This is a genomic window from Staphylococcus sp. SM3655 (assembly GCF_016917315.1).
GTDB lineage: Bacteria > Bacillota > Bacilli > Staphylococcales > Staphylococcaceae > Staphylococcus > Staphylococcus aureus.
On record NZ_CP070305.1, the window covers coordinates 1,897,239 to 1,917,969 of the forward strand.

General features: G+C 30.4%; 23 protein-coding genes and 3 pseudogenes. 17 read left to right on the top strand and 9 right to left on the bottom strand.

What is annotated here, in order from left to right:
• Positions 1-163: 163 nt before the first annotated feature.
• A complete protein-coding gene (trxA, locus tag JQN76_RS09325; protein ID WP_001018928.1) occupies positions 164-478 on the top strand; it encodes a thioredoxin in 315 nt (104 codons plus the stop codon).
• 62 nt (positions 479-540) lie between these two features.
• Here the strand turns inward: trxA and JQN76_RS09330 are convergent.
• Positions 541-613 (bottom strand): annotated as a pseudogene (locus JQN76_RS09330) (hypothetical protein).
• A gap of 189 nt (positions 614-802) precedes the next feature.
• Between JQN76_RS09330 and uvrC the strand changes: the two are divergent.
• From uvrC to ecb, 9 genes are all read left to right on the top strand, one after another.
• Complete coding sequence (gene uvrC / locus JQN76_RS09335; RefSeq protein WP_000390538.1) at positions 803-2,584, top strand: excinuclease ABC subunit UvrC; 1,782 nt, start codon at positions 803-805, stop codon at positions 2,582-2,584.
• A 323-nt stretch (positions 2,585-2,907) separates the two neighbouring features.
• Complete coding sequence (locus tag JQN76_RS09340) at positions 2,908-3,522, top strand: succinate dehydrogenase cytochrome b558 subunit (protein ID WP_000079317.1); 615 nt, start codon at positions 2,908-2,910, stop codon at positions 3,520-3,522.
• Between the two features lie 51 nt (positions 3,523-3,573).
• Positions 3,574-5,340, top strand: coding sequence for a succinate dehydrogenase flavoprotein subunit (gene sdhA / locus JQN76_RS09345; RefSeq protein WP_000818278.1), 1,767 nt, complete (start codon positions 3,574-3,576; stop codon positions 5,338-5,340).
• Positions 5,340-6,155: a succinate dehydrogenase iron-sulfur subunit gene (gene sdhB / locus JQN76_RS09350; RefSeq protein WP_000139712.1), complete on the top strand. Its 816-nt coding sequence runs from the start codon at positions 5,340-5,342 to the stop codon at positions 6,153-6,155. The genes sdhA and sdhB overlap by 1 nt, the downstream gene beginning before the upstream one ends.
• Positions 6,156-6,395: 240 nt before the next feature.
• Positions 6,396-7,196 carry a glutamate racemase gene (racE, locus tag JQN76_RS09355; protein ID WP_001836983.1) on the top strand — a complete coding sequence of 267 codons (801 nt, stop codon included), beginning with the start codon at positions 6,396-6,398 and terminating at the stop codon, positions 7,194-7,196.
• 11 nt (positions 7,197-7,207) lie between these two features.
• A complete protein-coding gene (locus JQN76_RS09360) occupies positions 7,208-7,795 on the top strand; it encodes an XTP/dITP diphosphatase (protein ID WP_000659316.1) in 588 nt (195 codons plus the stop codon).
• On the top strand, positions 7,788-8,291 hold the full coding sequence (locus JQN76_RS09365; RefSeq protein WP_000049484.1) for a YfcE family phosphodiesterase: 504 nt from the start codon (positions 7,788-7,790) through the stop codon (positions 8,289-8,291). The genes JQN76_RS09360 and JQN76_RS09365 overlap by 8 nt, the downstream gene beginning before the upstream one ends.
• Positions 8,292-8,418: 127 nt before the next feature.
• Positions 8,419-8,586, top strand: coding sequence for a hypothetical protein (locus JQN76_RS09370; RefSeq protein ID WP_031797560.1), 168 nt, complete (start codon positions 8,419-8,421; stop codon positions 8,584-8,586).
• A 193-nt stretch (positions 8,587-8,779) separates the two neighbouring features.
• Positions 8,780-9,109 (top strand): complement convertase inhibitor Ecb, encoded by a 330-nt coding sequence (gene ecb, locus JQN76_RS09375; protein ID WP_000739208.1) that lies wholly within the window; start codon positions 8,780-8,782, stop codon positions 9,107-9,109.
• A gap of 317 nt (positions 9,110-9,426) precedes the next feature.
• Here ecb and JQN76_RS09380 read toward each other — a convergent pair.
• Positions 9,427-9,519 (bottom strand): annotated as a pseudogene (locus JQN76_RS09380) (hypothetical protein).
• Entirely contained in the window at positions 9,479-9,880 is a 402-nt protein-coding gene (locus JQN76_RS09385) for an FPRL1 inhibitory protein FLIPr (RefSeq protein ID WP_000739570.1), read from the bottom strand. Before JQN76_RS09385 ends, JQN76_RS09380 begins: the two are co-directional and overlap by 41 nt.
• Before the next feature lie 670 nt (positions 9,881-10,550).
• Between JQN76_RS09385 and JQN76_RS09390 the strand changes: the two genes are divergently transcribed.
• The 3 genes from JQN76_RS09390 (at position 10,551) to JQN76_RS09400 (ending at position 12,314) form a co-directional block, all read left to right on the top strand.
• Positions 10,551-11,057: an SA1002 family membrane protein gene (locus JQN76_RS09390; RefSeq protein ID WP_001836986.1), complete on the top strand. Its 507-nt coding sequence runs from the start codon at positions 10,551-10,553 to the stop codon at positions 11,055-11,057.
• Between the two features lie 258 nt (positions 11,058-11,315).
• A complete protein-coding gene (efb, locus tag JQN76_RS09395) occupies positions 11,316-11,813 on the top strand; it encodes a complement convertase inhibitor Efb (protein WP_000791581.1) in 498 nt (165 codons plus the stop codon).
• Between the two features lie 150 nt (positions 11,814-11,963).
• Positions 11,964-12,314 (top strand): complement inhibitor SCIN family protein, encoded by a 351-nt coding sequence (locus JQN76_RS09400; protein WP_000669528.1) that lies wholly within the window; start codon positions 11,964-11,966, stop codon positions 12,312-12,314.
• Between the two features lie 538 nt (positions 12,315-12,852).
• Here the strand turns inward: JQN76_RS09400 and JQN76_RS09405 are convergent.
• From JQN76_RS09405 to hyl, 3 genes are all read right to left on the bottom strand, one after another.
• Positions 12,853-13,038, bottom strand: a complete 186-nt coding sequence (locus tag JQN76_RS09405) for a hypothetical protein (protein ID WP_001032816.1) — start codon at positions 13,036-13,038, stop codon at positions 12,853-12,855.
• 621 nt (positions 13,039-13,659) lie between these two features.
• Positions 13,660-13,893: a hypothetical protein gene (locus JQN76_RS09410; protein ID WP_000231632.1), complete on the bottom strand. Its 234-nt coding sequence runs from the start codon at positions 13,891-13,893 to the stop codon at positions 13,660-13,662.
• 476 nt (positions 13,894-14,369) lie between these two features.
• On the bottom strand, positions 14,370-15,329 hold the full coding sequence (gene hyl, locus JQN76_RS09415; RefSeq protein WP_000857485.1) for an alpha-hemolysin: 960 nt from the start codon (positions 15,327-15,329) through the stop codon (positions 14,370-14,372).
• A 672-nt stretch (positions 15,330-16,001) separates the two neighbouring features.
• Here hyl and JQN76_RS09420 point away from each other — a divergent pair.
• The 3 genes and pseudogenes from JQN76_RS09420 to JQN76_RS09430 all read left to right on the top strand — a co-directional run.
• Positions 16,002-16,130: pseudogene (locus JQN76_RS09420) on the top strand (hypothetical protein); the annotation flags it as partial.
• Positions 16,131-16,277: a hypothetical protein gene (locus tag JQN76_RS09425; protein WP_000765708.1), complete on the top strand. Its 147-nt coding sequence runs from the start codon at positions 16,131-16,133 to the stop codon at positions 16,275-16,277. It begins immediately after the preceding pseudogene.
• Positions 16,234-16,458 (top strand): hypothetical protein, encoded by a 225-nt coding sequence (locus JQN76_RS09430; protein ID WP_001802045.1) that lies wholly within the window; start codon positions 16,234-16,236, stop codon positions 16,456-16,458. The genes JQN76_RS09425 and JQN76_RS09430 overlap by 44 nt, the downstream gene beginning before the upstream one ends.
• A gap of 444 nt (positions 16,459-16,902) precedes the next feature.
• Here JQN76_RS09430 and JQN76_RS09435 read toward each other — a convergent pair whose 3' ends face one another.
• The 3 genes from JQN76_RS09435 to JQN76_RS09445 form a co-directional block, all read right to left on the bottom strand.
• Complete coding sequence (locus JQN76_RS09435; protein WP_000041896.1) at positions 16,903-17,619, bottom strand: superantigen-like protein SSL12; 717 nt, start codon at positions 17,617-17,619, stop codon at positions 16,903-16,905.
• Between the two features lie 107 nt (positions 17,620-17,726).
• Positions 17,727-18,452, bottom strand: coding sequence for a superantigen-like protein SSL13 (locus JQN76_RS09440; RefSeq protein ID WP_001063559.1), 726 nt, complete (start codon positions 18,450-18,452; stop codon positions 17,727-17,729).
• A 94-nt stretch (positions 18,453-18,546) separates the two neighbouring features.
• The gene (locus JQN76_RS09445; RefSeq protein ID WP_000739523.1) at positions 18,547-19,272 is read right to left on the bottom strand and encodes a superantigen-like protein SSL14; all 726 of its coding nucleotides are present in this window, start codon (positions 19,270-19,272) and stop codon (positions 18,547-18,549) included.
• Positions 19,273-19,709: 437 nt separating this feature from the next.
• Between JQN76_RS09445 and argF the strand changes: the two genes are divergently transcribed.
• The gene (argF, locus tag JQN76_RS09450; RefSeq protein WP_000793612.1) at positions 19,710-20,711 is read left to right on the top strand and encodes an ornithine carbamoyltransferase; all 1,002 of its coding nucleotides are present in this window, start codon (positions 19,710-19,712) and stop codon (positions 20,709-20,711) included.
• Positions 20,712-20,731: the final 20 nt, after the last annotated feature.

The window sequence follows — 20,731 nt, forward strand, 5'->3', positions numbered from 1 at the left end:
TGATAAATTAAATAGCTGCAGTTAAAATAATGTAAAGCAACAAGAATACATTTCAAACATGTTATTTGAAATAAGCATAAAAATTGAGCAAATAGAAATACATGAAGCATGTTATCTGATATAATTTGAACATCATAATAATAATTAAGGAGGATTGGCATTTATGGCAATCGTAAAAGTAACAGATGCAGATTTCGACTCAAAAGTAGAATCTGGTGTACAATTAGTAGATTTTTGGGCAACATGGTGTGGTCCATGTAAAATGATCGCTCCGGTATTAGAAGAATTAGCAGCTGACTATGAAGGTAAAGCTGACATTTTAAAATTAGATGTTGATGAAAATCCATCAACTGCAGCTAAATATGAAGTGATGAGTATTCCAACATTAATCGTCTTTAAAGACGGTCAACCAGTTGATAAAGTTGTTGGTTTCCAACCAAAAGAAAACTTAGCTGAAGTTTTAGATAAACATTTATAAGTTACAACCAATGACGACTGGGGCATTTCTTTAATGAATTGCTCCAGTTTTTGTTTGTGTTCTTAATATAAAAAGTTGAATGATAAGTCATCATATTGTTTACGACTTGAGAATGGTGGGATTAATAAAATCTATGAACGTTAAATGTTAATCAAGCATGCTGATAGATATGTAGCAGTTGGTTTGATAAAACAATGTTCAATATTACATGATGTGCATGAAAAGTCATACTCGAAGATGTTGATTATGAGCTAGAATTAGTGATGATAAATTTGAAGCACTTTTGTAGCATCATTCATTTTAAAATTAGAAGGGGGGATATTATTGGAAGACTATAAGCAACGAATTAAAAATAAATTAAATGTCGTACCTATGGAACCAGGCTGCTATTTAATGAAAGATCGTAATGATCAAGTGATATATGTTGGCAAAGCTAAAAAGCTAAGAAATCGATTGAGATCATATTTTACGGGTGCTCATGATGCTAAAACAACGAGACTGGTTGGTGAAATACGTCGTTTTGAGTTTATTGTCACGTCAAGTGAAACAGAGTCACTTTTACTGGAATTGAATCTGATAAAACAATATCAACCAAGATATAATATATTATTAAAGGATGATAAAAGTTATCCATTTATTAAAATTACGAAGGAAAAATATCCTAGACTACAAGTGACGAGAACTGTAAAACAAGGTACTGGCAAATATTTCGGACCGTATCCGAATGCATATTCTGCTCAAGAAACTAAAAAGTTATTAGACAGAATATATCCATATCGCAAATGTGATAAGATGCCAGATAAATTATGTCTTTATTACCATATTGGACAATGTTTAGGACCATGTGTATATGACGTTGATTTGAGTAAATACGCACAAATGACGAAGGAAATTACTGATTTTCTGAATGGGGAAGACAAAACAATTTTAAAAAGTTTAGAAGAGCGAATGTTAACTGCAAGTGAATCACTTGATTTTGAACGGGCTAAAGAATATAGAGATTTAATTCAACATATTCAAAATCTGACAAACAAACAAAAAATTATGTCATCAGATAAAACGATTCGTGATGTCTTTGGTTATAGTGTTGATAAAGGATGGATGTGTATCCAAGTTTTCTTTATACGACAAGGTAATATGATAAAGCGAGATACAACGATGATTCCATTACAGCAAACAGAAGAAGAAGAATTTTATACATTTATTGGACAATTTTATAGCTTAAACCAACATATTTTACCTAAGGAAGTTCATGTACCACGTAATTTGGATAAAGAAATGATTCAATCTGTTGTGGACACTAAAATCGTTCAACCCGCGCGAGGTCCCAAAAAAGATATGGTTGACCTAGCTGCACATAACGCTAAAGTATCATTAAATAATAAATTTGAATTAATATCACGTGATGAGTCAAGAACGATTAAAGCCATTGAAGAACTTGGAACACAAATGGGAATTCAAACACCAATTAGAATTGAAGCATTCGATAATTCTAATATTCAAGGTGTGGATCCAGTGTCAGCAATGGTTACATTTATCGACGGTAAACCAGATAAGAAAAATTATAGAAAGTATAAAATCAAAACGGTTAAAGGTCCAGATGATTACAAATCAATGAGAGAAGTAGTAAGACGACGATATTCTCGCGTTTTAAACGAAGGATTACCATTACCTGATTTAATAATAGTAGATGGTGGTAAAGGACATATGAACGGGGTTATTGATGTGCTACAAAACGAATTAGGTCTTGATATCCCTGTTGCAGGTTTGCAGAAAAATGATAAACACCAAACATCTGAATTATTATATGGCGCTAGTGCAGAAATTGTACCACTGAAGAAAAATAGCCAGGCATTTTATTTGTTGCACCGTATCCAAGATGAGGTTCACAGATTCGCAATCACATTTCATAGACAAACACGTCAAAAGACAGGCTTGAAATCAATACTTGATGATATAGATGGTATCGGTAACAAACGTAAAACATTATTATTGCGTTCATTCGGTTCAATCAAGAAAATGAAGGAAGCTACACTTGAAGATTTTAAAAATATAGGTATTCCTGAAAACGTTGCAAAGAACCTACATGAACAATTGCATAAATAAATTGCAGGGCGTGAGAATCATTCTCATGCCCCAAAATATATGAAATAATGTTACAATATGGTTAACAAAGTTATTTTTTTGAATGTACGTGGAAGCGTTTTCTAAATGAGAAAGTTTATCATCACAAGCAATCTAAAATATCGAATCCAAATGTTACATTGTTCGACATGCAGTTTGGTGATCGTGCAGTGTGTATTTGTCTTTAAAATGTTTCGCTTAATGATAATGACAACGCTAGAAACGATATCACTTTAGGGGGTTAAGCGTACGTTTAATATAAATAGCTCAATAAATTAAATATTCGTTCACAGGGGGGACTCCTTTTGGCTCAATCAAAAAATGAATTTTATCTAAGACGTATTCACTCGTTATTAGGTATTATCCCAATAGGTGCATTTTTGGTCGTTCATTTATTAGTGAATCACCAAGCAACACAAGGTGCTGAAGCGTTTAATAAGGCATCTAACTTTATGGAATCATTACCATTTCTAATTATTGTAGAATTTTTATTTATATACATTCCGTTGTTATATCACGGTTTGTTTGGTATACACATTGCATTTACAGCAAAAGAAAATGTTGGACATTACTCGATTTTTAGAAACTGGATGTTCTTCTTCCAAAGAGTGAGTGGTATCTTAACATTTATCTTTATTGGTATCCATTTATGGCAAACACGTTTACAAAAAGCATTTTACGGCAAAGAAGTGAATTACGATTTAATGCACGAAACATTGCAACATCCTGGATGGGCAATATTTTATATTATTTGTATTATTGCTGTTGTGTTCCACTTTGCAAATGGCTTATGGTCATTCTTAGTTACTTGGGGTGGACTTCAATCTCCAAAATCACAACGAGTATTTACATGGGTTTCATTAATCGTATTTTTAGTTATTTCGTATATTGGTGTTACTGCAATTATTGCCTTTATGTAATACATCGCATTTAACAAATATAGATTGAAAATTTAGGGGAGTGAAATTTTTATGGCAGAGAAACATCTTATTGTTGTCGGAGGTGGCCTAGCGGGCTTAATGTCAACAATTAAAGCGGCAGAAAAAGGTGCACATGTAGATTTGTTCTCAGTTGTACCAGTAAAGCGTTCGCACTCTGTTTGTGCCCAAGGTGGCATTAATGGTGCGGTCAATACTAAAGGGGAAGGCGATTCTCCTTGGATTCACTTTGATGATACAGTGTATGGTGGCGACTTCCTTGCAAACCAACCACCTGTTAAAGCGATGACAGAGGCAGCACCTAAAATTATTCATTTATTAGACCGTATGGGCGTAATGTTCAATAGAACAAATGAAGGTCTATTAGATTTTAGACGTTTCGGTGGTACATTACACCACAGAACAGCATATGCAGGGGCAACAACTGGACAACAATTATTATATGCATTGGATGAACAAGTTCGTGCATATGAAGTAGATGGATTAGTTACGAAGTATGAAGGATGGGAATTCCTTGGCATAGTTAAAGGTGACGATGATAGTGCAAGAGGTATCGTTGCACAAAATATGACAACTGCTGAGATTGAAACATTTGGTTCAGATGCAGTTATTATGGCAACGGGTGGCCCTGGTATTATTTTCGGTAAAACAACAAACTCAATGATTAATACAGGATCAGCGGCTTCCATTGTTTACCAACAAGGCGCTATTTATGCTAATGGTGAGTTCATTCAAATTCATCCTACTGCAATCCCTGGTGATGATAAACTGCGACTAATGAGTGAATCAGCACGTGGTGAAGGTGGACGAATTTGGACATATAAAGATGGTAAGCCTTGGTACTTCTTAGAAGAGAAATATCCTGATTATGGTAACTTAGTACCTCGTGATATCGCAACGCGTGAAATTTTCGATGTATGTATTAACCAAAAATTAGGTATAAATGGCGAAAACATGGTATATCTTGATTTGTCACATAAAGATCCACATGAGTTAGATGTAAAACTAGGTGGTATCATTGAGATTTATGAAAAATTCACTGGTGATGACCCACGCAAAGTACCAATGAAGATTTTCCCAGCTGTTCACTATTCAATGGGTGGTCTATATGTAGATTATGATCAAATGACAAATATTAAAGGGTTATTTGCAGCTGGAGAATGTGACTTCTCTCAACATGGTGGTAACCGCTTAGGTGCCAATTCATTGTTATCAGCGATTTATGGTGGTACAGTAGCAGGTCCAAACGCGATTGATTATATTTCAAATATTGATCGATCATATACTGATATGGACGAAAGTATTTTTGAAAAACGTAAAGCTGAAGAGCAAGAACGTTTTGATAAATTATTAGCTATGCGCGGTACAGAAAATGCCTATAAATTACACCGTGAACTTGGTGAAATTATGACAGCAAATGTAACTGTTGTTCGTGAAAATGAAAAACTGTTAGAAACAGATAAAAAGATTGTTGAATTGATGAAACGTTATGAAGATATTGATATGGAAGATACTCAAACTTGGAGTAACCAAGCGGTATTCTTTACTCGTCAATTATGGAACATGTTAGTACTTGCACGTGTTATTACGATTGGTGCATATAACCGTAACGAATCACGCGGTGCCCATTATAAACCAGAATTCCCAGAGCGTAATGATGAAGAGTGGTTAAAAACGACAATGGCCTCATTCCAAGGCGCATTTGAAAAACCACAGTTTACTTATGATGACGTCGATGTGAGTTTAATACCACCTCGTAAACGTGATTACACAAGTAAGTCTAAAGGGGGTAAAAAATAATGACTGAACAATCAGTGAAAAACACTCCACAACATGAAACACAATCTAAACCGAAACAAAAAACAGTAAAATTAATTATTAAACGACAAGATACAAGTGATTCTAAGCCTTATGAAGAAACATTTGAAATTCCATATCGTGAAAATTTAAACGTCATTGCTTGTTTAATGGAAATTAGACGTAATCCAGTTAATATTAAAGGTGAAAAAACAACACCTGTTGTCTGGGATATGAACTGCTTAGAAGAAGTATGTGGAGCATGTTCTATGGTTATCAATGGTCGTGCAAGACAATCTTGTTCTGCGATTGTTGATCAATTAGAACAACCTATTCGTTTAGAGCCAATGAATACTTTCCCAGTTATCCGTGACTTACAAGTTGATCGTTCTAGAATGTTCGATAACTTAAAACGTATGAAAGCATGGATCCCAATTGATGGAACGTATGATTTAGGTCCGGGACCACGTATGCCAGAGAAAAAACGTCAAACAGCTTATGAATTATCTAAATGTATGACATGTGGTGTATGTTTAGAGGTTTGTCCTAATGTTACTGAAAATAATAAATTCGTTGGTGCGCAAGCAATCTCGCAAGTTCGTTTGTTTAATTTGCACCCAACAGGATCTATGACTAAAGATGAACGTTTAAATGCATTAATGGGTACTGGTGGCTTACAGCAGTGTGGAAATTCACAAAACTGTGTTAATGCTTGCCCTAAAGGTATTCCATTAACAACATCCATTGCAGCAATGAACAGAGAAACAACATTCCACATGTTTAAATCATTCTTTGGTTCAGACCATGAAGTAGAATAAAAATTAATCCCTTTTGAGTTAAAATGTTATGTTCCTTTCAAAATTAAATTGAATGGAGATACACAATAACTTGGAAGGGATTTTTTTAATAAGCAGATTACATGACAATATGATAGTGGGCTGATTTAAAATAAATATTATATTATAATGACAAAAATGGTAAACACAGTGCATAATACTAAAATCCAATGCTTAGTTATGATAAACTAAAAATTAAATTAAAAGTAAGGATGACCGAATATGAATAAACCAATAGGTGTAATAGACTCTGGTGTCGGAGGTTTGACAGTAGCTAAAGAAATTATGCGTCAGTTGCCAAATGAGACGATTTATTACTTAGGTGATATTGGGCGATGTCCATATGGGCCAAGACCAGGAGAACAAGTAAAACAATATACAGTTGAAATCGCTCGTAAATTAATGGAATTTGATATAAAAATGCTCGTGATTGCATGTAATACTGCAACTGCTGTAGCTTTAGAATATTTACAAAAGACCTTATCAATCCCAGTGATTGGCGTAATTGAACCTGGTGCTAGAACAGCAATAATGACTACTAGAAATCAAAATGTATTAGTACTAGGAACGGAAGGCACAATTAAATCTGAAGCATATCGTACGCATATTAAACGTATCAATCCACATGTAGAGGTACATGGCGTTGCCTGTCCAGGTTTTGTGCCACTTGTAGAACAAATGAGATATAGTGATCCAACAATTACAAGCATTGTCATTCATCAAACACTGAAACGTTGGCGTAATAGTGAGTCTGATACTGTCATTTTAGGATGTACCCACTATCCATTGCTCTATAAACCTATCTATGATTATTTTGGTGGTAAAAAGACAGTGATTTCGTCTGGATTAGAAACGGCTCGTGAAGTTAGTGCATTGCTAACATTTAGTAATGAACATGCAAGTTATACTGAACATCCAGATCATCGATTTTTTGCAACAGGTGATCTTACTCACATTACTAACATTATCAAAGAGTGGTTAAATTTATCTGTCAATGTGGAACGTATATCAGTGAATGACTAGGAGGATTTTTAATGAAAGAGATTGTTATTGCATCGAATAATCAAGGGAAAATAAATGACTTTAAAGTAATATTTCCAGATTACCACGTAATAGGTATTTCAGAACTAATACCAGATTTTGATGTGGAAGAAACAGGATCAACATTTGAAGAAAATGCTATATTAAAATCAGAAGCTGCTGCAAAAGCATTGAATAAAACGGTCATAGCTGATGACAGTGGACTAGAAGTTTTTGCATTAAATGGTGAGCCAGGTATATACTCTGCACGTTATGCTGGTGAAAATAAAAGCGATGAAGCAAATATTGAAAAATTATTAAATAAGCTTGGTAATACAACTGATCGTCGTGCGCAATTTGTTTGTGTCATAAGTATGAGTGGCCCTGATATGGAAACAAAAGTATTTAAAGGTACTGTTTCAGGTGAAATTGCAGATGGAAAATATGGCGAAAATGGTTTCGGATATGATCCGATATTTTATGTACCGAAATTAGATAAAACCATGGCTCAACTTTCAAAAGAACAAAAAGGACAAATTAGTCATAGACGAAATGCGATTAATTTACTTCAAGCTTTTTTTGAAGGTGATAAAAATGTCTAAATGGATTATTGTGAGTGATAACCATACTGAATCAGGCGTTTTATATCAAATTTATGAAATGCACCCAGATGCAGATGTATATTTACATTTAGGAGATTCAGAATTCGCGTATGATGATACGGAACTTAGCTTATTTAATAGAGTAAAAGGCAATTGTGATTTTTACCCAGAATTTGAAAATGAAGCGGTCGCAAAATATAATGACGTGAAAGCATTTTATACTCATGGACATTTATATCAAGTCAATCGAACAAGAGATTTATTAGCTGAAAAAGGACTTGAATTAGGTTGTTTGTTTGCATTTTATGGACATACACATGTGGCAAAATATGAGTATATTAATGGTGTTCATGTTATTAATCCTGGAAGTATATCTCAATCTAGAAGTTCAATGGAAGAAACATATGCTGAAGTTATTATTGATGATCAAACTTTACATGGCACCATCAATTTCAAAAATCGACATCACGAAACAATCAGTCATACTACTTTTTAAATAGAAGTAGCTATGGCTTTTTTTAGTTTATAGACTGATTTAACTAGGAGGTCGTGTCATGAATGTTTGTTTAAAAGTATTTCTGACAATTTTATAAGATAATTGGAATGAATAACACATTTATGTTATGAAAAGAATTGTAATTTTGGAGAATGTGATTGTTGATGACCCTATATGGTTGAATCATGTTAATTATTTGGTTAAAAGTGTATTATTAAAAAGTATAAAATTAAGATTCCAAGAAGTCAGGAAATTTGAAATTTTAGTTAAAATCATGAATCGTATACATATTTAAAAGGATTTCTAAAGTCATAAATTATATCAATAATTTGATGGTTAAAATATGGAGTAGCAAAATTCTTGAAATTCAGAAATGTAGTGACACAAATATTAATGTTTAGTTAATAAATAGTTAATGTAGTTTTTTGTATCTGTCTATTATTATAAATATATACAAAATAAATATTTGAGGATAGGTGTTATTAATTATGAAAAAGAATTTTATTGGGAAATCAATTTTAAGCATAGCTGCTATTAGTTTAACGGTATCAACGTTTGCCGGTGAATCTCATGCACAAACTAAAAACGCTGAAACTGTAAAAAAATATAACGAGTATCAAACAAACTTTAAAAAACAAGTAAATAAAAAAGTAGTGGATGCACAAAAAGCTGTAAACTTGTTCAAACGTACTAGAACTGTTGCAACACACCGTAAAGCACAAAGAGCTGTTAACTTAATTCATTTCCAACACAGTTATGAAAAGAAAAAATTACAAAGACAAATCGATCTAGTTTTAAAATATAATACTTTAAAATAATTGATAGAAGCCATGCTATAGAGTGTGGCTTTTTGCTATATCCAAAGGTATAATTATTTTATAATATTGTGTTTATTCGAATGGTGAGCTTATTGGGATAAATAATATAAATAATTACTTAAAAGTGAATGCAATAGTTGTTTATGTTTTGAACAAGCGAGGTGGCTATTGTGAAAAGGAAATCGAATGTATTAACAATCATAAAAATTGTAACGGATATAGTGGCAACCGTGTTAATCATACGTGCTTTATTAAACAGTCGTAAAGATGCTAAATAAATTAGAAGTTACTTAAAATAAAAAAAGCACGCCAAAACGTTAGCATTGTTTTCTAACGTTTGGCGTACAACTATTTAATTCAGTATGTTAATCAATCCCAATAAATCGAGTCAATTTCACCGTTTTTAACAACTTTAATATTTTTTCTGTTCTCTTCTAAAGGACGAGTTAAGTCAAAAGTATAGTAATCTCTAGGACCACCATCTTTAATTCTGACAACTGCTTTCTTCACATCACCTTGGCTTAATTTTTTAACAATAAGGTACAGATCATTAACAGTTTCAGCTTTGTAAGGAGTTAGATTTTTATCAGACTCTTTCATTAACTTATCAATACGTTCATCGTCCTTTTTAGCTTGATCTGCTAAATTTTTTGCGATTTCTAAACCTTTCCATTCATAACTAAAGAAAGCTTTAGCATCATTAGTTTGAGTTGAAAGACCTGCAGCGATTACTGTAGATGCGATAATAGTTTTTGTGATATTTTTTTTCATAATAAGTTCTCCCTGTAAAATAAATTTGTACTTACTAATGCGAGTACACTGCTATTTTACAAACGGTTTCATGCATTTACCAGTTAACACTTCATTAATTAAAATTAAGTGCAAATTAATAAGGTTTAATGCAATCGAAAAAGAATAATGATGAATTTGATGGTATTATTTTTATTTGAGGTATTATTGAATTTGTTGATAGTATAATAATAGTAGTAAACGTCACTCAACTATGATTGGATAATTTTTATTGTTAAAACGATATATATTTCTTTGCATTTTGTTTGCAATGTTGGATAGACAAACACTCCAAATTGTTATACATATAGCTTTTTTGATAATTAATGTTTATAAAACAAAGAAATGACACATAGTAGAGAAGTAATTAATATGTATAATTTTACTTATAAAGAAATAAGAGATATATTCTAATTAAGGTTGATATGTTATGATTAATATATAAGTTAAAAATTATACTATTTAATTGAATTATGCATTTTCGAAGTAAGCATAATTCAACACTTACATTTTTAAATAGATAAAATAGTGTGAAATCACGTGCCAAGATTACTATAGAGTAGGCATTGAGTATTATTGGCAATCACTTAAGTGATTGTTATTTTTTCGTGGTCAATAATAAAGATATAAATAAATATATTGAGGTCAAACGATGATAATTAAAATTTTAACAATTCTATTACTACTTTGTATATTGAGCTATTTGGTTACAAATAGAAAGAAGCCTTTTCTGTTCTTAAAAACACTCTTTATGGGTGTGGTATTTATCTTTATAGGATATATTTCACTGGCAATATCTGCCGTAATTATTTATGGCATTATTCAATTTATCACAATTGATTTTGGTAGTTTTTTCTTAATGGGTATTATATTGATCTTGATTTCAAGTATATTCCAATTATTTATAGTTAGATTACTTTTTAGAAAAAAGAATGTCGATTTGACAGAGATTGTCGTTTTAGAACATTTAATTCAATGGTTCTTAGTTTACTTTGCGATCTATCAAGCAGTAAATGAAAAAATGGACATTAATGATATTAATATCGACAATTTTCAATCTGTCTTTTTTGACGTGTCTAATTTGAATTTAGTAATTCTACCAACGTTAATCATTAGCTGGGTCACAATATTTAACTATAGAATGAGAAGTTACAAATAAAATCTATGAAATTATACCATCAGACACCAACATTCAAATGGTGTCTTTTTTGTTGTGTGGTTTTATTTTTGAAATTCGAAAAAGTAGAGGCATGAACTTTTTGACTAGTGTATAAGTGCTGATGAGACACAAGATAGATAACTATATTTTGTCTATATTATAAAGTGTTTATAGTTAATTAATAATTAGTTAATTTCAAAAGTTGTATAAATAGGATAACTTAATAAATGTAAGATAATAATTTGGAGGATAATTAACATGAAAAATAAATTGATAGCAAAATCTTTATTAACAATAGCGGCAATAGGTATTACTACAACTACAATTGCGTCAACAGCAGATGCGAGCGAAGGATACGGTCCAAGAGAAAAGAAACCAGTGAGTATTAATCACAATATCGTAGAGTACAATGATGGTACTTTTAAATATCAATCTAGACCAAAATTTAACTCAACACCTAAATATATTAAATTCAAACATGACTATAATATTTTAGAATTTAACGATGGTACATTCGAATATGGTGCGCGTCCACAATTTAATAAACCAGCAGCGAAAACTGATGCAACTATTAAAAAAGAACAAAAATTGATTCAAGCTCAAAATCTTGTGAGAGAATTTGAAAAAACACATACTGTCAGTGCACACAGAAAAGCACAAAAGGCAGTCAACTTAGTTTCGTTTGAATACAAAGTTAAGAAAATGGTCTTACAAGAGCGAATTGATAATGTATTAAAACAAGGATTAGTGAGATAATACTTCTGTCATTATTTTAAGTTCAAAATAATTTAATATTATATTATTTTTTATTAATAAAACGACTATGCTATTTAATGCCAGGTTAATGTAACTTTCCTAAAATTGACTATATAATCGTTAAGTATCAACTTTTAAGGAGAGTTTACAATGAAATTTAAAAAATATATATTAACAGGAACATTAGCATTACTTTTATCATCAACTGCGATAGCAACTATAGAAGGAAATAAAGCAGATGCAAGTAGTAAGAAAGACTATATAATTCAAAGTGAGTTTCATGATAAACGAATTGCTGAAGAGTTGAAATCACTACTTGATCAATCTTATGTAAATGATTTAGCTGCAGGTAGCTTAAACCCATACTACAAACGTACGATTATGATGAATCAATATAGAGCAAAAGCTGCACTAAAAAGTAATAATTTTGCAAAAATGGCTGAAGCTAAAGTAGCATTAGAAAATATTTACAAAGAAATTGATGAAATTATAAATAGATAATAAATAAAACAGGTTGAGACAAAAAATGGTCTTAACCTGTTTTCAATTTGCATATGTGATAAATTCTATATCAAAATGCTTATGTATAATGAATGACATTTAAAAGTAGGGGAGACAAATATAAATACAATAGTTCCTAGGATTACTCTCAAAATAACTATATCAATTATTTACTTTGCTCTCCTATTTTTTTAAATATGTACATGTTTAAACAATCAAAAGTGTACATTATTAAATTATCATTTCCAGTTCTAGTGCTATATTGGTAGTAGTTGACTAAATGAAAATACGCTTGTAACAAGTTTTTTCAATACTCGTGGGGCCCCAACACAGAGAATTTCGAAAAGAAATTCTACAAACAATGCAAGTTGGGGTAGGACATCGATAAAAAAATACTTTTTCTTTAGAAATTAGTATTTCTTATGCATGAGTTTTACTCATGTATTCATTTTTTAAGTAGACATTAGCTACAGCTAATGATAAAGAACCACTACATAATAAATCATTAGTGGTTCTTTATCATTTCTATCTCACTCTTTTACTGGAAGAAAAAGTTTACGTTTGTAGAACATGCCACAATACCAAAAATAATTAAGAAAAATAAGACGATAAGCATGATGACACTTTTCAAACAACCTTTATCAGTTTCTTCCGATTTTCTTTGTTGAACCTTTTTATAATCTTCAAGTAGTTTTGAGGCTTTTTTATTTATATGTTTATTCATGATGTTGACTCCTTATAATATATGTTTAATTCATTAAAATAGTTGAAAACATGACTTGAAATAAAGATATAAAGCTAAAGTAAGGATGTTCAATTGTTTCAAATTTTATGAAAGTATAACGTTAAATATGTTAATTTGATGATGATATTTGCTTTTTATTTTCCAAATGGAATTTCCTTAAACTGATGCATTAAAATATTAATGAAGCACTAGAATACATAAATGAATAGTAATGGTGCACAGTATAGAATAATTAAGGCTATATTAAGTATAAATATCGTTAACTGTAAGCTATCTTTAGTTTTAATATAAACTATTAGGATAATCGACGTAAGAAGAATCATATATATTAATGATGAAGAAGTCCATACAAAATCCGCATCATTTGTTGTTAATAATGGGACTATAATTAATCCGAAATTAATCATGCATGCTATATATACTATAATGTTATACACAATGTTAATTTTTGTTCACCACCTTATACTTCTATTTTAAAAACTTCTTTATAATGATATATTGTTTAATGTTGAAATAATTAGATTATCTAATTTTCATTTGCTTTACATGTAAAAGGCTATATATAGTATGCTCTTTATGATTCTAAATGCTTTTTAATATTTAATGCTCATCAACATTTGGATTTTGAATATTCAATTCAAAAACTTTATTAGCTACGTCAATTGTAAAATCAGAACCATAGTTGACATGAGCTACTTTTAATTTTCCATCTAAATAATAGATTGCGATTGCAACATCGTAAAATTCGTCAATGACAAATAAACTCTTTTCATTTGTTACAACCTCATGCTCTCCTGAGTATACAACGTTAATTTCCCAATCATTAAAAACCATTTGTTAACCTCCTTGAACATTTAAATTGATTCAACTTAAGTTTAACTTATTCATACAACTTCGTACAATATCTAGATGAACATTAATTGTATTTCTAGAAATCTTTTTCAATTATATGTACTAATTATACTTTTAAATTTCTTATTTCAGTATAGTTTTAAAACGATTTTAAAATAATTCTGCAAATATATTAACACATAATGTGTTCAAAAAGTTTTGAACAATTTCAAAACTTTTATATAAAGGGTTTGACAACATGGAATTCAAATTTCTTATTTTAAAAATCACCTCATATAGTGTCATGTTTAGTCTAATTTTTAAGTCAGGAAAGCAAATCAAGTACATAGTTTAAATTAAAAATATCATAAGTTAATTAAACTAAATTAAGTATAAAAATTAGCCGAAAAACATCATTTCTGAAGTTATCGGCTAAAGTTATAAATTATATTTATTTGTACATGTACAAATAATTTACATTAATTTGTCATTTCTTCTTTTTCCCAATCGATTTTATATCTTTCTGAAGAACGATCTGTCCATTTATCTTTAGTATTGGTACCTTTCCAATTTGTTGAAGTCCAATGCAATTGGTAATCATCACGAACTCGTTCGTATATTACATCTATATTTGTTTGTTGTTTGGATGCTTTTCTATCCATAGTAATAACTGTAGCGAAGTCTGGTGAAAACCCTGAAGATAATAGAGAACTTGCTTTGTTAGGATCAAGGAAGTTATCTGCTGCTTTCATAGAACCATTTCTAGTTTTCATGAAAAGTTGATTGCCATATACCGGGTTCCAAGAATCTCTATCATATGGTCCCCAATTTTGATTCACCATATTGTTAAATATCACTTTCCAGCCTACTTTTTTATCAGTTGGGCTCTCTAAAATTGTTTTGAAATCAGGTTGAACATATTTCAGTGTATGACCAATCGAAACATTTGCACCAATAAGGCCGCCAATTTTTCCTGTATCATCACCAGTAACATTACCGTTGAATCCATAAGTTAAAGTACTCATATACTCTTTTGTATCAATCGAATTTCTTGGATAGTAATCAGATATTTGAGCTACTTCATTATCAGGTAGTTGCAACTGTACCTTAAAGGCTGAAGGCCAGGCTAAACCACTTTTGTTAGCACCTTCTTCGCTATAAACTCTATATTGACCAGCAATGGTACCTTTCGTTCTAATAACTAGCAGTTTTTTATTGTGATTTTTATCATCGATAAAACTATAAAATACTTTTTTGTGCATGCCATTTTCTTTATCATAAGTGACTAAATCACCTGTTTTTACTGTAGTATTGCTTCCAATATCTGTAGTACCGGTTTTAATATTAATATCAGAATCTGCGGCATTAGCGACAGGATTCATTAATATGGAACCTAGCAATAGTGTTGTTGTTACTGAGCTGACTATACGTGTTTTCATTTTCATCATCCTTCTATTTTTTTAAACGATTTGAGGAAACAATAATCAATATGTCAATTTAGAATATTGCAGTTGAGACATATCAAATATTTATAATCGTTTATATTAGTATATTTAATATAGCAACTGATAAATTACTGAGTGATGATGAGTGATTATTTTAAGAATATGTTTTTAACTTTTATTTAAAATTTGAAAGGAAGCATTTCAATTTCGAGGGTTAGTCAAAGTTGAATAAATTCTTTATGAAACAAGGAAAAGACATAGCTAATTCTATTGATTAATTTCTTTAAAACTAATGATTTGTTTGATTTAAAAATGTAATCGATTACAATATAAAAATACAAATATCTTAGAATTAAATCAATTAATTAACTATTAAATAAAAATTAACTATATATTAACTACTGTAAATTAATAAATAGAAATAGAGAAAAAGGGTATTAATTATGTTTGGAATTTCGTCGGGAATAAATTTTGCCATTACATAGAAATATCTAATAGATAACGAAAAAGTATCGTATGTATTTTTAATATAGTGTAAAATATTATATGTAAAATAAAATGTAGGTTTTTAGTTAGAGGCATTATAAGAAAATTTTGAGTATAGGTTAGCTTTTAATTATGAATCTTATTGAAATTTGATTAATAAAAATATGATAGGGGATTAAAATGAAACTATTTTATATCGTATTTCTTATTATTATATGGCTGAATATATTTTTAGGAAATGAAATCATCCATACACTGACTGTTTTAATAACAACATTGTATATTGTTAATTCAAGAAAGGGGATTAAAATGAAACTATTTTATATCGTATTTCTTATTATTATATGGCTGAATATATTTTTAGGAAATGAAATCATCCATACACTGACTGTTTTAATAACAACATTGTATATTGTTAATTCAAGAAAGGGGATTAAAAATGACAGAGTTGAATAATATTATAAACTCTCTTCAATCTTTGTTTGAGTCTGAATCAGGCTATAAAATTTCGAAAAATTCAGGAGTTCCATATCAAACAGTACAAGATTTAAGAAATGGGAAAACCAAACTAGAAGATGCTAGATTTAGAACGATTATTAAACTTTATAGTTACTATGTCTCATTAAAAGAACACTAATCATGGGACAATAAAGTATTGCTATAATAATTTAATCATTAAATGAAGGAATAGAGCCTAAGACATAATAAATCAATGTCTTAGGCTCTACAATATTATATTGGTAGTAGTTGACCGAATGAAAATGCCCATGTAACAAGCATTTTTCAATTATAGGCGGGGCCCCAACATAGAGAATTTCAAAAAGAAATTCTACAGACAATGCAAGTTGGGGTGGGCCCCAACACAGAAGCTGACGAAAAGTCAGCTTACAATAATGTGCAAGTTGGGGAGTGACAACGAAATAAATTTTATAAAATACTATTTCTGTCACATTCCTACTCCCAATTCCATTTAAATATATAGAAAATTTTACCTATTATATACATCATACACTTTAAAAATTATCATTTAAATAATCTGATTTGGAATTAAAGTGCATGAAGTATAAGTCACCTTCATATACTAATCAAAGAGGACGTCAACAGTTATTTTATTAGGATTTTTAACATAAACATTTGCTAGATCTGAATGTAATCTTTTGCTTAAATCAATAGTGTAGTTATTACCGCCACCGGTGATCTTAAGCTTACCTTTATTACGATTTTCGTTATATAATATTTTATTTTTTATTAACGCTTCTCGTGCACGGAAATCGATTTCTTTCAATGTTAATACTGGTTTATTGCCTTGGTATATTTTATGCGCACCAATAATCGTTTGTAGTTTATCTTTGTATTGCACAAAAAGATTATAAGTTTTATCAGAAGGTTTTGCGGCTGGTGTAACGCCACCTGTAAATGTCTCTCTATAAGACCACCATAACTGATCAGTATCTTTGTCTTTTAGTCCAAACACATCTACGTAACGATCTTTTAACTGATTAATATTTCCCCAACTTTCAGCGCCCCATAAAGATATATGTGCTGACCATGAATATCTCTTAAGTTCAACATAAATGTTTCCATTATCATATTGATATAGCCATTTATTTGAAAATGAAAAATGAGGCTGTGTGTAATATTTAATTAATTCATTGATGTTAGTTTCATCTTGACCAATGCTATAAGCTTTAGCTTCAGAGTAAAAACTAAATACTGGTTTTTGATTTTGAGGTAATACAGTACCTAATAGTAATAATGTTGTCGTTAAAATTATATTTTTCGTGATGTTCTTACTCATTAGAACATCTCCTTTCAGAGGAATCATGATACGAGGAATAAGAAATTTAAATGTGAGCGAAGTCAATATAGTATTTGCGATTATTTTTATTAACTCCATTATTATTGTTAGTTTGATTTTTCGAGGATAACTTCAATTTTTGCATTTTGAGGTTTTTTAACATATCTATTTGCATCAGTTGATGGCAACCTTTTACTTAAATCTATTGTGTAGTTATTGTCTGCACCTGTTATTTTAATTTGTCCTTTATTATAAGAATTATTATATAATTTTTTACTTTTAATTAATGTTTGACGAATACGAAAATCTAATTCTTTTAAAGTTAAAACAGGCTTATTGCCTTCATAAACTGGAAATCCGCCAGTAAACGTTTCTGCTTTATCTTTATATGTTACATTCAGTTTATAGTGTTTATCGTTAGATGTTGCTGCAGGAGTAACACCACCAGTAAACGTTTCTTGAGATAATGCAAAAGAATCAATGGTTTCTTGGTCTTTTATGCCAAAAATATCAACGCTTTTATTTCTTAATTGGTTGATATTGCCCCAACTTTCAGGTCCATAAACTTGAATATGACTATACCAAGAAAACTGTAACAACGTTGCATGAATCGTACCGTTATCTTTTTGCCATAACGTACTGTTAGAGAAGGTTAAATATTTTTGCGAGTAATATTTAGTTAACTCATTAACGTTAGTTTCGTTTTGATTTATATAATAAGCTTTCGCTTCAGATGAAGAATTGATAGGTGTATTAGGAAATTGTGTAGATGCTGTACCTAATAGTAACAATGTTGTTGATAAAATAATTTTTTTCGTGATGTTATTGTTCATTCGAATTTCTCCTTTGAGTATTGTTGGAATGTTTAATTATAAAAAGGGGTTAATTAGATAATTGAAATTATCCGCATTTACAAAAGGTAATAGGTTAGTTAGATTTTTCGAGTATGACTTCAATTTCTGCATTACGAGGATTTTTAACATAACGGTTTGTGTCAGTTAATTTTAACTTTTTACTTAAATCAATCGTGTAATTATTTCCATCAGCAGTTATCTTAATTTGACCTTTATTAAATTCTCCGTTATATAACTTTTTATTTTTTATTAATGTTTGACGAATACGGAAATCTAATTCTTTTAAAGTTAATACTGGTTTATTTCCTTTGTAAAATTCATGTCCACCGATGATAGTTTGTTGTTTATCACTATATTTTAAAAATAGTCTATAAGGCTTATCAGATGAAGTAGCTGCTGGCGTAACACCACCAGTAAATGTTTCATCATAAGTCCAGTAACCTTCAACTGTGTCCTCATCTTTAGTTCCAAATATATCAACGTATTTATTTCTTAACTGATTAATGTTTCCCCAACTCTCGGATCCAAACACTTGAATATGACTATACCAAACCCACGTTTGCAATGTTGCATGAATGCTACCATTGGGCTTTTGCCATAACCATTTTCCAGATAATGAAAAATGCGGCTGAGTGTAATATTTGATTAGTTCATTGATATTAGTCTCGTTTTCACTGATATTATAGGCTTTTGCTTCAGATGAAAAACTGATTGGTGTTTTAGGAAGTTGTGTTGATGTAGTTTCTAAAAGTAACAATGCTGTTGATAAAACTAATTTATTCATGATGTTCTTTTTCATATGAAAATCTCCTTTGCGTGAATTACCCAAAGTATATAAGCTATTACACCGATTCGGAATTAAATAAAAGCTAAAACTATGTTAAATAAACTTAAACAGTTAGTAGTGTTATTTAAGCAAAACTTATCATTTTTAAGTTTTGGACAGAAACAGTATCTAATAAAGTAGGCGGGAGTTATATATTAAAAACGATACGTTAGAATTATTCTCTAATCAATTGTATTAAATTGTTTGATAATTGAATTTTCTAACTACTTGAAAAATAGTTATACTTTAAATGTAGTACTTATTTTAATTATTTCCTACTACTTAAATTTAATATTAATAAAATGTTAATTTAATTATTGATAAAATATTACAAATTTTAATAGTAGGTTGTGTTTATTTTGTATGCGCTTACAATTTAGGTGTAACTAAAATAAAAGGAGTTGTTATTAATGAAAAATTTACGAAACAGAAGTTTTTTAACTTTATTAGACTTTTCACGACAAGAGGTAGAATTCTTATTAACACTCTCCGAAGATTTAAAACGTGCTAAATATATTGGCACTGAAAAGCCTATGTTAAAAAATAAAAATATTGCACTGTTATTTGAAAAAGATTCTACAAGAACGCGATGTGCATTTGAAGTTGCAGCGCATGATCAAGGTGCAAATGTAACTTATTTAGGCCCAACTGGATCACAAATGGGTAAAAAAGAAACAACTAAAGATACTGCACGTGTGCTTGGTGGAATGTATGATGGCATTGAATACCGTGGTTTTTCACAAAGAACAGTAGAAACTTTAGCTGAGTATTCAGGCGTACCAGTGTGGAATGGTTTAACTGATGAAGATCATCCTACTCAAGTTCTTGCTGATTTCTTAACAGCAAAAGAAGTCTTAAAAAAAGATTATGCAGATATTAACTTTACATATGTTGGAGATGGTCGTAATAACGTTGCAAATGCATTAATGCAAGGTGCTGCCATTATGGGTATGAACTTCCATTTAGTTTGTCCAAAAGAATTAAATCCAACAGATGAATTATTAAATCGCTGTAAAAATATTGCCGCTGAAAATGGTGGCAACATATTAATCACAGATAATATTGACCAAGGTGTAAAAGGTTCGGATGTAATTTACACTGACGTTTGGGTATCAATGGGTGAACCTGATGAAGTATGGAAAGAACGACTTGAATTATTGAAACCATATCAAGTAAATAAAGAAATGATGGATAAAACTGGTAATCCAAATGTTATTTTTGAGCATTGCTTACCATCTTTCCATAATGCTGATACGAAAATTGGTCAACAAATTTTTGAAAAATATGGAATTCGAGAAATGGAAGTTACAGATGAAGTATTCGAAAGTAAAGCTTCAGTTGTATTCCAAGAAGCTGAGAACAGAATGCATACAATCAAAGCAGTGATGGTTGCTACATTGGGTGAATTTTAAATGATATAAGGAAGTGAATA